The sequence below is a fragment of the Butyrivibrio fibrisolvens genome (assembly GCF_023206215.1).
GTDB classification, from domain to species: Bacteria; Bacillota; Clostridia; order Lachnospirales; family Lachnospiraceae; genus Butyrivibrio; species Butyrivibrio fibrisolvens_C.
This window is the reverse complement of record NZ_CP065800.1, coordinates 1,136,224-1,149,406: the sequence shown is the minus strand read 5'-3', so window position 1 is coordinate 1,149,406 and position 13,183 is coordinate 1,136,224. Positions and strand designations below refer to the sequence as shown.

8 protein-coding genes, 5 tRNA genes and 3 rRNA genes are annotated in these 13,183 nt (G+C 43.8%); 1 reads left to right on the top strand and 15 read right to left on the bottom strand.

Annotated features, from left to right (window positions below; all coding sequences use genetic code 11):
• Window positions 1-4: 4 nt before the first annotated feature.
• The 5 genes from rpsF to I7804_RS04690 all read right to left on the bottom strand — a co-directional run bounded on the left by rpsF (window position 5) and on the right by I7804_RS04690 (window position 3,407).
• Window positions 5-295, bottom strand: a complete 291-nt coding sequence (gene rpsF, locus I7804_RS04710; protein WP_027203281.1) for a 30S ribosomal protein S6 — start codon at window positions 293-295, stop codon at window positions 5-7.
• A gap of 349 nt (window positions 296-644) precedes the next feature.
• Complete coding sequence (locus tag I7804_RS04705; protein ID WP_022754805.1) at window positions 645-827, bottom strand: DUF951 domain-containing protein; 183 nt, start codon at window positions 825-827, stop codon at window positions 645-647.
• 125 nt (window positions 828-952) lie between these two features.
• Window positions 953-1,675 carry an NAD-dependent protein deacylase gene (locus tag I7804_RS04700; protein ID WP_248405937.1) on the bottom strand — a complete coding sequence of 241 codons (723 nt, stop codon included), beginning with the start codon at window positions 1,673-1,675 and terminating at the stop codon, window positions 953-955.
• Window positions 1,676-1,757: 82 nt separating this feature from the next.
• Entirely contained in the window at window positions 1,758-2,708 is a 951-nt protein-coding gene (locus tag I7804_RS04695; protein ID WP_248405198.1) for a S1 RNA-binding domain-containing protein, read from the bottom strand.
• Window positions 2,709-2,726: 18 nt separating this feature from the next.
• Window positions 2,727-3,407 (bottom strand): hypothetical protein, encoded by a 681-nt coding sequence (locus tag I7804_RS04690; protein WP_248405197.1) that lies wholly within the window; start codon window positions 3,405-3,407, stop codon window positions 2,727-2,729.
• Window positions 3,408-3,606: 199 nt separating this feature from the next.
• Here I7804_RS04690 and I7804_RS04685 point away from each other — a divergent pair, with 199 nt between their 5' ends.
• Window positions 3,607-4,998 (top strand): MATE family efflux transporter, encoded by a 1,392-nt coding sequence (locus tag I7804_RS04685; protein ID WP_248405195.1) that lies wholly within the window; start codon window positions 3,607-3,609, stop codon window positions 4,996-4,998.
• Window positions 4,999-5,144: 146 nt separating this feature from the next.
• Here I7804_RS04685 and I7804_RS04680 read toward each other — a convergent pair.
• From I7804_RS04680 to I7804_RS04635, 10 genes are all read right to left on the bottom strand, one after another.
• Window positions 5,145-5,215: transfer RNA gene (locus I7804_RS04680), tRNA-Cys, on the bottom strand.
• Window positions 5,216-5,227: 12 nt separating this feature from the next.
• Window positions 5,228-5,299 (bottom strand) — tRNA-Glu (locus I7804_RS04675).
• Window positions 5,300-5,340: 41 nt separating this feature from the next.
• Window positions 5,341-5,413: transfer RNA gene (locus tag I7804_RS04670), tRNA-Asn, on the bottom strand.
• Window positions 5,414-5,471: 58 nt separating this feature from the next.
• Window positions 5,472-8,386 (bottom strand): 23S ribosomal RNA (locus I7804_RS04665).
• 244 nt (window positions 8,387-8,630) lie between these two features.
• Window positions 8,631-8,703: transfer RNA gene (locus tag I7804_RS04660), tRNA-Ala, on the bottom strand.
• 18 nt (window positions 8,704-8,721) lie between these two features.
• A tRNA-Ile gene (locus I7804_RS04655) sits at window positions 8,722-8,795 on the bottom strand.
• A gap of 4 nt (window positions 8,796-8,799) precedes the next feature.
• Window positions 8,800-8,917, bottom strand: a 5S ribosomal RNA gene (gene rrf / locus I7804_RS04650).
• 81 nt (window positions 8,918-8,998) lie between these two features.
• Window positions 8,999-10,543: ribosomal RNA gene (locus I7804_RS04645) — 16S ribosomal RNA — on the bottom strand.
• The 16S, 23S and 5S rRNA genes sit together here with 5 tRNA genes alongside, the layout of an rRNA operon.
• A gap of 505 nt (window positions 10,544-11,048) precedes the next feature.
• Complete coding sequence (locus I7804_RS04640) at window positions 11,049-11,882, bottom strand: undecaprenyl-diphosphate phosphatase (protein WP_022754771.1); 834 nt, start codon at window positions 11,880-11,882, stop codon at window positions 11,049-11,051.
• A 78-nt stretch (window positions 11,883-11,960) separates the two neighbouring features.
• Window positions 11,961-13,154, bottom strand: a complete 1,194-nt coding sequence (locus tag I7804_RS04635; RefSeq protein WP_027207313.1) for a pyridoxal phosphate-dependent aminotransferase — start codon at window positions 13,152-13,154, stop codon at window positions 11,961-11,963.
• Window positions 13,155-13,183: the final 29 nt, after the last annotated feature.

The window sequence follows — 13,183 nt, the reverse complement described above, 5'->3', positions numbered from 1 at the left end:
TTTCTTATGCCTCGTCGTTTCTAACGCATAAGTATCTGATGACGTTGTCCACGATGCGAACACGTGACTCGAGCTCAGCTGGAACTGATGCCTCAGCGTCGAACTGGATGAAGTAGTAGAAACCTTCAGTCTGCTTCTGAATCTCATAAGCAAGCTTCTTCTTACCCCAATCGTCTACGTTCGTAACTGTGCCTCCGAAACGCTCGATCAGTGCCTTGCACTTGTCAACGGCCTTTGTTTTTGCTTCATCATCAACATTTGCGCTGACAACAACGGCTAATTCGTACTTGTTCATGCTGTTGTTACCTCCTTTTGGTCTCTGGCTTCCGCCTGCATGTGCAGCGTGTGATACGTAAAAGTGCTGCAGCAGAAGCAAGGAATTTATATCACGGAGTTTCATCATAGCATGAACAGCCTTTATTTGCAAGTTTTTTAACGTAAAATTGCTTTTTTCATTCAATAAATCGAATTGTCAGATAAATCAAAATCCTAATCTATACAGACTTTCCACTTGAACATACCGACATCCCCAAGATCTTTACATAGGCTGGTAGTGCGTCATATCAGGAAGTTTTAGTAGTTTATTCTTTATCCTTTATCTTTTATGCTTTATCCTTTATTCTTTATGCTTTATTCTTTATGCTTTATTCTTTATGCTTTATTCTTTTTATATTCTTCTCAAGTGCTGTTCTTGCTATCATTATCTGATGAGCACATCCTACACATTTGAGTCTGAAGTCAGCACCGGATCTTAATACTTCCCACTCAAAAGATCCGCATGGATGTTTCTTCTTAAGTGTGACTATGTCTCCTACTTCTATTTGCATATATAACCTCATGTTGCGAAAGAATATGTCTAAAGATCCTATTATGAATCTTAAGGCTTAGTCAGCAGCCTGATATATTGCCTCTTTGATCTTGTACTGCGAACATAACTCTGGATACTTCTATCTCATGGAAGCTGATCAAATATTTCGCCAATACTTCCCTGAACCACCAGATCTGCCTGTGAATCTCTGGGAGTTGCCGACTTATTGACTACAACAAGCTTATCACCTGTATAGTAATCGATAAGACCTGCAGCAGGATATACAGCCAGTGAAGTCCCGCCTATTATAAGAACATCAGCATTTTTAATATAAGAGACAGCAGATTCTATAACATCCATATCAAGGCCTTCTTCGTACAGGACAACATCCGGTCTTACCATTCCGCCGCATTCACAATAAGGGATCGTCTCTTTTGAGTTTATGACATAATCAATATCATATCGCTTTCCGCATTTAAGACAATAATTTCTTAATGTGCTTCCGTGAAGCTCCAGAACGTTTTTAGAACCGGCCGCCTGATGCAGTCCATCAATATTCTGGGTTATTACAGCTTTTAATTTGCCTTCCTTTTCCCACTGAGCCAGTTTAAGATGTGCCTTGTTGGGCTTAGCATCCTGATATATCATCCTGTCTTTATAGAATTCAAAAAATTCCTGAGGCTTTCTTGTAAGGAAAGTATGACTTACAATCTGCTCCGGCGGATACTTGTATTTCTGATTATAAAGTCCGTCCTGACTCCTAAAATCCGGAATACCGCTTTCTGTAGATACTCCTGCGCCGCCAAAGAATACTATGTTGTCAGTTGTTTCTATCAGCTCTTTTAATCTCTCAATAGCTTCGCTCATCATAACTCCTTTCTGCATCAGATGAATCCACTTTTATAGGATGAATACCTTTTTGTTCAGTAACTATTATTCTTGCCTTAAGTTAAAATCCTGCTTTTTTCAAAAGATCAGCAAGTGTTGTCGTAGCTTCGCCTTCACTCTTATATTCGATCTCTTCTTCTGTTATCTCTTTGGCCATGACATCATCAAGTGCCTTCATTGAAAGTGACAATTTGCCATCTTTGATAGCTATTACCTTAACTTTTACTTTCTGACCTACTTTAAGAACAGAGCTTGGATGTGCGATTCTCTGGTTAGAAATCTGAGATATATGAACAAGTCCTGAGATTCCATTTCCAAGATCTATAAATGCGCCGTAATTCTGGAGACTTTCAACTGTTCCTTCTGTTACAAGGCCAACTTCTACATTAGAGATCTTATTTTTCCTATCTTCTTCAGCTTTTTGTCTTAATATCTCCTTTGCAGACAGAACAAGCTTATCATCTTCTTCATCTGCTGTGATAACCTGTACTTCCAAAGTCTTGCCAACATAGCTTTCAAGATCAGCTTCTTCTACAAAAGAAAGTGCCATTTTAGATGCTGGAATAAATGCCCTTACTCCTTCAAGATAAGCTACAACGCCAGCTTTAACAGCTTCTGCTACCTTAACACTTACAACTTCCTTGGACTCTAGAAGTTCCTTAAGTTTGTCCCATGCAAGAACCTTGTTTGCTTCTTTCTTGGATAAGAGGATATTGCCTCTGCCATCATCCATTCTCTTGATGGTAGCTGATATTCTGTCTCCTGTATGAATATCATTTCTTATAGAAAAATGCGGATCATCAGACAGATCTTCAAGTAAGATAATACCAGGAGCATAATAGTCAAGATCAACCGTAACCTTAGTCTCTTCTACGCCTGATACTATGCCTTCTACAACATCTCCGACATTCAACTTCCTAAAAGATCTCTCCAGCACATCAGCATAGTCTTCCATGGACTCGACTTTCTCGTTTTCTGTTTCCTTTACTTCATTTAAGTTCTTCTCTTCCATAACCCTTTTACCTTCCTGTCACATTCTATTTTGTTTAATCTTGTGGATCCTATCACCAATTTCCTCATCCAAAGTCAGATCATATACCATCATATAGCAGTCAAGCGCCTGCATATAATTACCGCCCTGCTCAGCTTCTTCACCTGCTTTGATCAAAAGAGCAAGTGTCACATTAGAAGGCCCCGTAGGAATCTTATTATCTTCAAGCATTGCCTGGATCATATCCGGCTTCTGATCGCCCATAGGTCTATTCAAAGCCTTTTCAAGGTATTTGATCTCTTCTTCTGCAGCCTGACCTTCACAAAAGAAGGTGCTGTATCTGTAAAGCGCAGCCGACAGATCCGGCTTATATCTTTCAAGATAATACCATCCAAGATTGCGATAATATGTCGCAAGTTCAGCTCTTGTACAGCATATATCATACATCTGCTGCGTATACTGATATTCACCTTCAATATCGCCAAGCCTCTTACAGCAGATGATGATCCCGGAAACAGCTTCAAAGCTTACCGGATTCTCCATGTATGCCGCAAGGTATTCCTGCAGGGCGTCATTATTTTTCTGCTCTGTCAAAAGAGCTTTTGCCTTATCAAGATGAGGACGTGCAAGATCTTCATCTGAAATCTCATATTCATCGGGATTTTTATAATATTCATAAAGAAAAACTTCTGAAATATGTCTAAGACTTAAACTAAGCATACTAACAAGACTCCCACTTTCAGAAAATATACGTAAGTTTAGTATAACACATTATTTTTCTCTTACCCAGGATTTGATAGTTATACAGTTTATAAAAACAGGTATTAATCTCTTGATTAAATATGTCTTCAACTTAATAATAATGATGTAGATATCAAAATAATATTTAGAAGGAAGGCATTAAGAATAGAATAAAAAAATGAAAGACAATAGTACAAATGAATATACTTTCAGGCAGATGCTCCCTATAATCTTCGCCCTGGCGTGGCCAACTATGCTAGAACAGTTCATGCAGACTACCGTGCAATATATAGACACTGCCATGGTTGGTGTTCTAGGAACTCATGCAACAGCAGCGGTTGGAGCCACAAGTACAGTAAACTGGCTTATAGGAAGCACTATCTCAGCTCTCGGAGTTGGATTTCTTGCATATATATCCCAGTCACTTGGCGCAGGCAAGATTGAAAGAGCCAGGAAAGCAGCCGGCCAGTCTGTTCTTATCGTAATAGTAACAGGCATATTTTTCACCATAATGCTACAGCTCATAAAGGGCTTCGTTCCTGTATGGATGCAGGTAGATGCTTCTATTGAGGCTGATGCAGCAACTTATTTCGGAATACTATATGCCCCGATCCTCTTTAGAACAGCCAGTATCATATTCGGTACAGAACTTAGATCTGCAGGCGATACCAAGACTCCTATGTATGTGGGGATTCAAGTCAATCTGCTAAATGTGATACTCAACTATCTGCTGATTTATAAAACGCGAATAGTAACTCTTGGCTCTATCGCACTGACAGTACCGGGGGCAGGACTTGATATCAAAGGTGCTGCGCTTGCTAGTGCTATAGCATATACCTGGGGCGGAATAGCAATAAGCTATAGATTCTATAACCATTCGCAGATATCTCCTAAAGGTCAGAAGATATATCCTGATACCGCAATACTCAGCAGCGTATTAAAAGTTGCAATACCTAATATGATGCAGAGATTTGCAACATCACTTGGATATGTAGTATTTGCTTCGATGATCAATGCAATAGGCGAGACAGCAACCGCTGCTCATACAATCGCCAATACAGTAGAATCTGCCTTCTATATCCCCGGATGGGGTATGCAGACAGCAGCTGCTACTCTTTCAGGCAATGCATATGGTGCAAGAGATAAAAAGAAGCTGGATATACTATCCAAAACAGTACTACCTCTTGAAATCTTCTTCATGGTAATATCAGGAAGTTTATTATTTATATTTGCTCCCTCATTAGTAAGACTATTTACAGTAGATGAAAACGTAATACTGCTATCAACTACAGTTCTTAGAATGGTTGCTATATCAGAGCCTTTCTACGGTGTTCCGATCATTATAGAAGGAATGATGCAAGGTCTAGGCAAAACTGTCGCACCATTTATATATAACGTTCTCGGAATGTGGTGTATAAGAATTGCCGGAACATATATATGTACCGTTTTATTAGGACTAGGACTTATATCCGCATGGGCATGTATGATAGGACATAACATCCTGCTATTTATATTGTTCTCATATCAGTATGTATCAGGAAGATGGAAAGCAGGTAAAATGTCTGTATGACATAAGATGATACTTCGTGATAAATCACTCTATTTAATTTAAAAAGGTTACCGTACCAAATAGATCATATTTAGTGCAGTAACCTTTTTATTGCAGTAACCCAAAAATACGTAAAAAAAAAGAATCCATACTCATGGATTCTTGAGAGGTGACAGACGGATTTGAACCGACGCTCAAGGTGTTGCAGACCTATGCCTTACCACTTGGCTATGTCACCATATTATATATATGACCCCTAGCAGGTTCGAACTGCTGTTACCGCCGTGAAAGGGCGATGTCTTAACCGCTTGACCAAGGGGCCTCGCTCTTCGCCTATCGGCGAATTAACAGATTATTCTGTAGCTCCCCAAGTAGGACTCGAACCTACGACACTTCGGTTAACAGCCGAATGCTCTACCGACTGAGCTATTGAGGAATGTTTTAATTGTTCCTTCAAAACCGAACACTGAATCTCCAAACTTATCTTAACTTCTTTGGTTAAGTCCTCGACCTATTAGTACACATCAGCTGAGAATGTTACCACTCTTACACCTTGTGCCTATCAACCTCGTACTCTCCAAGGGGTCTTACCACTTGCGTGGGGATATCTCATCTTGAGGGGGCTTCACGCTTAGATGCCTTCAGCGTTTATCCCTGCCAGACTTGGCTACCCTGCCTTATGCGATTGCCTTCGCAGCAGATACACCAGCGGTCCGTCCATCCCGGTCCTCTCGTACTAAGGACAGCTCCTCTCAGATATCCTACGCCCGCGCCGGATAGGGACCGAACTGTCTCACGACGTTCTGAACCCAGCTCGCGTACCACTTTAATGGGCGAACAGCCCAACCCTTGGGACCTGCTACAGCCCCAGGATGTGATGAGCCGACATCGAGGTGCCAAACCACTCCGTCGATGTGAACTCTTGGGAGTGATAAGCCTGTTATCCCCAGGGTAGCTTTTATCCGTTGAGCGATGGCAATCCCACGTTCTGCCACCGGATCACTAAGTCCTACTTTCGTACCTGTTCCACCCGTCGGTGTCACAGTCAGGCTCCCTTATGCCTTTGCACTCTTCGGATGGTTTCCGTCCATCCTGAAGGAACCTTTGAGCGCCTCCGATACTCTTTCGGAGGCGACCGCCCCAGTCAAACTCCCCGCCAGACATTGTCCCCGGACCGGTTTCACGGTCCATGGTTAGAAATCCAGTACGGTAAGGGTGGTATCCCAACAGCGGCTCCTTTGCAGCTGACGCCACAATCTCTTAGCCTCCCACCTATCCTGTACATACAATACCGGATCCCAGTATCAAGCTGGAGTAAAGCTCCATGGGGTCTTTCCGTCCTGGCGCGGGTAGCCAGCATCTTCACTGGCACTTCAATTTCACCGGATGCATTGCCGAGACAGTACTCAAATCATTACGCCTTTCGTGCGGGTCGGAACTTACCCGACAAGGAATTTCGCTACCTTAGGACCGTTATAGTTACGGCCGCCGTTTACTGGGGCTTAAATTCAAAGCTTCGATTGCTCTAACCTCTCCTCTTAACCTTCCAGCACCGGGCAGGCGTCAGCCCATATACTTCACCTTTCGGTTTCGCATAGACCTGTGTTTTTGCTAAACAGTTGCTTGAGCCTCTTCTCTGCGGCCCTCATATACTCATACATGAGGGCTACCCTTATCCCGAAGTTACGGGTACATTTTGCCGAGTTCCTTAGCAATGCTTCTTCCGTCGGCCTTAGGATTCTCTCCTCATCCACCTGTGTCGGTTTACGGTACGGGCAGATATCACACTATAGCGGCTTTTCTCGACAGGTCCTCCGGACACTTCACTACTTTATTTCGCTCCGCATCACACAGCTCGATCCCGAAAGGGGTTTTCTCCCTTTCCTCTTGCCATGCTTGCCCCGGGCTGCTCTCCCGGGCTGTCCTTATTACCTGTGTCCCCACAGTTCTGATGATATCTGGTGCAGGAATATCAACCTGCTGTCCATCGGCTACGCCTTTCGGCCTCGTCTTAGGTCCCGACTTCCCCAGGGCAGATCAGCTTTACCCTGGAATCCTTGGATATTCGGCCTGAGGGATTCTCACCCTCATCTCGCTACTCATTCCGGCATTCTCTCTTCATAACGCTCCGCTGCTCCTTATCGGTACAGTTTCTACGCTCTTATGAATGCTCCCCTACCGATCACTTATACCCGTAGATACAAGCAATCCCTAGGCTTCGGTGTCGTGTTTTAGCCCCGGTAATTTTCGGCGCAGGACCTCTCGGCTAGTGAGCTATTACGCACTCTTTGAATGGGTGGCTGCTTCTGAGCCAACATCCTAGCTGTCTATGAAATCCCACATCCTTTTCCACTTAACACGTACTTTGGGACCTTAGCCGTAGATCTGGGCTGTTTCCCTTTTGACTGCCCAACTTATCTCGTGCAGTCTGACTCCTGTGCTTAACCTGACTGGCATTCGCAGTTTGATAATCTTTGGTAAGCGGTGAAGCCCCCGCGGATATTCAGTGCTCTACCTCCAACAGGCACGCTACAAGGCTAGCCCTAAAGCTATTTCGGGGAGAACCAGCTATCTCCGAGTTCGATTGGAATTTCTCCCCTATCCACAGCTCATCGCCACCCTTTTCAACGGATGTGCGTTCGGACCTCCACAGCCTTTTACGGCCGCTTCATCCTGTCCATGGATAGATCACCCGGTTTCGGGTCTATGTATACTGACTATTCGCACTATTCACACTTGGTTTCCCTTCGGCTTACGTGTCTTAAACACTTAACCTTGCCGGTATACATAACTCGCCGGACCGTTCTACAAAAAGTACGCGATCACTCGTATATAGAGCTTTCGCAGCTTGCAGGCACAGGGTTTCAGGTTCTCTTTCACTCCCCTCCCGGGGTCCTTTTCACCTTTCCCTCACGGTACTATGCGCTATCGGTCACTAAGTAGTATTTAGCCTTACGGGGTGGTCCCCGCTCTTTCAGACAAGGTTTCACGTGTCTCGTCCTACTCTGGATTCTGCCTCGTCTCTTCCACTTTCACATACACGGCTTTCACGTTCTCTGGCAGGTCTTTCCAGGACCTTTCTGTTAGCAGATTTGAATCGATCATGCAGTCCGAACCCCGGAAAGCAAGCTCTCCGGTTTGGGCTCTTCCGCGTTCGCTCGCCGCTACTTACGGAATCACTTTTGTTTTCTCTTCCTCCGGCTACTTAGATGTTTCAGTTCACCGGGTTCCCGGCCTTAACCTATGGATTCAGTTAAGGTCAACCAGGGTCTCCCTGGTTAGGTTGCCCCATTCAGATATCTGCGGATCTTGAAGTATTTGCCTCTCCCCGCAGCTTTTCGCAGCTTATCACGTCTTTCATCGGCTCTTAGTGCCAAGGCATCCGCCCTGCGCCCTACATAACTTAACCTGTTATGCAGGAATCAGTCCTGATCTTTCGATCATCTGGATTCTCTTCTTATCTTTCTCACAGCGATATGAGTAAGATAAGGCCCATTTCTTTCGAAATGGTCTTGATGAATTTCTTCATCTTTTTTGATGTCTTGATTTTGGTTTGGACATAGAACATATCTTTGATCTTTTGGATCTTGATATAATCTATATTTCAGTATTCGGTTTTCAAGGAACAATCTGAGATAGTGAACTATCTCGAATGGAGATGGAGAGATTCGAACTCTTGACCCCCTGCTTGCAAGGCAGGTGCTCTCCCAACTGAGCTACACCCCCATTTGGGCTTAACGCCGATGGGATTAAGTGGACTCGAACCACCGACCTCACGCTTATCAGGCGTGCGCTCTAACCAGCTGAGCTATAATCCCATAAATCTGGCAACCACCTATCCTCCCATACCGTCACCAGTATAGTACTTTCGGCCGCTTTAGTCTTAACCGTCGTGTTCGAGATGGGAACGGGTGTTTCCCCAAAGCGCATCATCACCAGAAATATTTTGTTTTAAAGGTTCATGCCTTTAACAACTAAACAGTAATGCAACTCCTTACTTCTTCCTTCTTTATTTCCTTAGAAAGGAGGTGATCCAGCCGCAGGTTCTCCTACGGCTACCTTGTTACGACTTCACCCCAGTTATCCGACCTGCCTTAGGCAGCTCCCTCCTTACGGTTAGGCCACTGACTTTGGGCATTTCCGACTCCCATGGTGTGACGGGCGGTGTGTACAAGACCCGGGAACGTATTCACCGCAGCATTCTGATCTGCGATTACTAGCGATTCCAGCTTCGTGCAGGCGGGTTGCAGCCTACAGTCCGAACTGGGTCGTTATTTTTGGGATTTGCTCACCTTCGCAGGGTTGCTTCCCTTTGTTACGACATTGTAGCACGTGTGTGGCCCAGATCATAAGGGGCATGATGATTTGACGTCATCCCCACCTTCCTCCAGGTTATCCCTGGCAGTCTCCATAGAGTGCCCATCTTACTGCTGGCTACTATGGACAAGGGTTGCGCTCGTTGCGGGACTTGACCCAACATCTCACGACACGAGCTGACGACAACCATGCACCACCTGTCTCAGATGTCCCGAAGGTCTTATGGCATTACCCATAATTCATCTGGATCTCAAGATCTGGTAAGGTTCTTCGCGTTGCTTCGAATTAAACCACATGCTCCACCGCTTGTGCGGGTCCCCGTCAATTCCTTTGAGTTTCATTCTTGCGAACGTACTCCCCAGGTGGAATACTTATTGCGTTAGCGCCGGCACTGAAAGACTATGTCTCCCAACACCTAGTATTCATCGTTTACTGCGTGGACTACCAGGGTATCTAATCCTGTTTGCTCCCCACGCCTTCGAGCCTCAACGTCAGTTGCTGTCCAGTAAGCCGCCTTCGCCACTGATGTTCTTCCTGATATCTACGCATTTCACTACTACACCAGGAATTCCGCTTACCTCTCCAGTACTCTAGTCTACCAGTTTCCAAAGCAAGCCCACGGTTGAGCCGTGGGGTTTCACTTCAGACTTGATACACCGTCTACGCTCCCTTTACACCCAGTAAATCCGGATAACGCTTGCCCCCTACGTATTACCGCGGCTGCTGGCACGTAGTTAGCCGGGGCTTCTTACTCAGGTACCGTCATCCCCTCTTACGAGGTCTTTCTTCCCTGCTGATAGAGCTTTACATACCGAAATACTTCTTCACTCACGCGGCGTCGCTGCATCAGGCTTTCGCCCATTGTGCAATATCCCCCACTGCTGCCTCCCGTAGGAGTTTGGGCCGTGTCTCAGTCCCAATGTGGCCGTCCGCCCTCTCAGGCCGGCTACTGATCGTCGCCTTGGTGGGCCGTTACCTCACCAACTAGCTAATCAGACGCGGGTCCATCTCATACCTATAAATATTTTCACACCAGATCATGCGATCCTGTGCGCTTATGCGGTGTTATCAGTCGTTTCCAACTGCTATCCCCCTGTATGAGGCAGGTTACCCACGCGTTACTCACCCGTCCGCCACTAAGTTTAACAAGAATCTGCCGAAGCTTCATCAGCGTTAAACTCCGTTCGACTTGCATGTGTTAGGCACGCCGCCAGCGTTCATCCTGAGCCAGGATCGAACTCTCACTTTAAAATAATTGTTCTTTCCGGTTCAGACTTATGCTGACTTAATCAGAATAATTCTGCTCCACTGTTATTTTCATAACAGCTTGATGGTGGCTAAACCATCAAAAATTTACTTTTGGTTTTTGTTCTTCTGAACATTCTGTCCTTCTTTAAAAAGAAGAACTGGAATTTTCAGGGTTGCATTACTGTTAAGTTGTCAAAGTGCTTTTGATCGCTTCATCATTGCTTTTGAAGCTCTCATGTCTTGGCTTGTCCGCCGCAACGTGTTATATCTTAACTCGTTGTCTTGGCTTTGTCAAGAACTTTTTTAAATTTATTTTCTCGCTTCTTGGAAGAACAAAGCTTCTCTCAAGCGGGCGTTTTTTAGTATATCATCCACCCCACATGATTGCAATAACTTTTTTGAAAAATTTTCAAATTTTTATTTTCCACCTTATGCTTGCCTTGAAATCGCCTTTACAGCGGTAGGCAACATGGTTCATTTACTTAAACTTCGCACTTTTCAAACATTTATTTTAAGAAAAAATATGCAAGTACTACTACTCCAAGTATTATCCTATACCAGCCAAACACTTTAAAGTCATGTTTCCTGATATAACTCATCAAGAACTTGATCACAATAACAGATATAACAAAAGCAACTATCATTCCTGTTGCAAGTATGGCTACTTCAGATCCACTAAATGCAAGTCCGAACTTTACCAGCTTCAAAAGGCTCGCTCCAAACATTACAGGTATAGCCAAAAGGAAAGTAAAATTGGCTGCTGCCGTTCTGGATACTCCTATCATAAGTGATCCCACTATAGTAGCTCCGCTTCTGGAAGTCCCGGGGAATATAGCTGCTATAAGCTGGAATACACCTATTATAAGCGCTGTTTTAAAGTCTATCTCTTCTATAGTCTTTATCACAGCTTCTTTTCCTTTATTCTTATTCTCTATAATTATAAAGAGGATACCGAAGATGATTAGCATTGTAGCTACTACGTATCCATTATACAGGTGCTCATCAAGCCAGTCGTCAAATAGAACGCCGACTATGGCTGCCGGTATACAGGCTACAAGTATCTTGGCCCAAAGCATCCATACGTCTTTTTTATTGACTCTTTTCTCTTGTCTTGCTTTTTTACTAAAATCCCAAGGGAATATCTGGTTCCAGTACAAGAGTACAACTGCAAGTATTGCACCAAGCTGTATTACAACTAAAAACATATTCCAGAAATCCTGGGAGACATCCATTTTGACAAACTCTTCCAATAGGATCATATGGCCTGTCGAACTAACAGGAAGCCATTCTGTGATTCCTTCTACTATGCCGTACAAAAAAGCTTTAATAATATCAAGCATCTCAAACCTCTCACTATTTAACTATCATTCAATAGCTATATTTTAATACAGATGTTATAAATCATATTCTGTATTTGATCATCCAAGACCATATACCTCTTTTGCAAACTGTCTTAGTCTTGGCATTGCGCGTTCTACCTTCTCAGTGTCAATACAGTATGCCATTCTAAAAAATCCCGGAGCTCCGAAATTATCTGCCGGCACCAGTATAAGGTCATATTCTTTAGCCTTGTTGCAGAAGGCAACTGAGTCTTCTTCAAGAGCTTTTGGAAGGATATAGAAAGTTCCTCCCGGCTTAACAACGCTAAATCCTATATCTACGAGTGTGTCATATATTATATTCATATTGGTCTCATATACAGACAGATCTGATGTAATGTCGCATACTTTACCAACTGCCTGCTGGATTATAGACGGAGGGCAGTTATGACCTGTGCCTCTTGATATCTGACCACACATAGGAACTATAAACTCAGCATCATCAGCCTTTGGATTAACAGCCACATAACCGATCCTCTCTCCCGGAAGCGACAGCGCTTTGGAAAAAGAATAGCATGAAAGAGTATTCTTATAAAAAGTAGATACATATGGAGCATCTGCATCCTTAAATACAATCTCCCTGTAAGGCTCATCGGATATCAGATAAATCGGATGTCCGAACTCTTCTGCCTTCCTTGTCATAGTATCAGCAAGATATCTGAGCGTACTTGTAGAATATGCTATACCCGAAGGATTGTTTGGAGTATTGATAAGAACTGCCATAACATCCTGCGTAAGCATTCTTTCAAATTCTTCTGTATTGATCTGGAATGTATCAGTATTGGCAGGAACAATTTTGAGTTTGCATCCTGCGCCTTCAACATAAGGCTTATATTCAGGGAAAAAAGGTGCGATTGTAAGCACTGTGTCGCCGGGTTTTGTCACTGCTCTGACAGCATGTGAGATAGCTCCCGCTGCACCGGTTGTAGGGAAAATATGTTCAGCAGTATAGTCCATGCCAAATCTTCTATTAAGAGAAGCAGCAATAGCTTCTTTGTATGAAGGATCGCCAAGTGTAGGACTATATCCATGAAGCTTCATCGGGTTCTCATCCCTAAGCATCTTGATCATCGTATCAGTAAATATTTCAGGAGCAGGAACTGATGGATTTCCAAGAGAAAAATCAAATACGTTCTCATATCCAATTTCCTTGCCTCTTGCAGTTGCATATTCCGAAAGATTTCGAATTATATTTTTGGCCCCAAGCATCGCTTTATAATCTTGATTGATCATTACAAACTCCTCCCTTACACTGTTACATA

Excerpts from the sequence above, each read along its gene's own strand:
- rpsF (WP_027203281.1), bottom strand. The coding sequence starts at position 295 with ATGAACAAGTACGAATTAGCCGTTGTTGTCAGCGCAAATGTTGATGAT.
- I7804_RS04705 (WP_022754805.1), bottom strand. The coding sequence starts at position 827 with ATGCAAATAGAAGTAGGAGACATAGTCACACTTAAGAAGAAACATCCA.
- I7804_RS04700 (WP_248405937.1), bottom strand. The coding sequence starts at position 1,675 with ATGAGCGAAGCTATTGAGAGATTAAAAGAGCTGATAGAAACAACTGAC.
- I7804_RS04695 (WP_248405198.1), bottom strand. The coding sequence starts at position 2,708 with ATGGAAGAGAAGAACTTAAATGAAGTAAAGGAAACAGAAAACGAGAAA.
- I7804_RS04690 (WP_248405197.1), bottom strand. The coding sequence starts at position 3,407 with ATGCTTAGTTTAAGTCTTAGACATATTTCAGAAGTTTTTCTTTATGAA.
- I7804_RS04685 (WP_248405195.1), top strand. The coding sequence starts at position 3,607 with ATGAAAGACAATAGTACAAATGAATATACTTTCAGGCAGATGCTCCCT.
- I7804_RS04640 (WP_022754771.1), bottom strand. The coding sequence starts at position 11,882 with ATGCTTGATATTATTAAAGCTTTTTTGTACGGCATAGTAGAAGGAATC.
- I7804_RS04635 (WP_027207313.1), bottom strand. The coding sequence starts at position 13,154 with ATGATCAATCAAGATTATAAAGCGATGCTTGGGGCCAAAAATATAATT.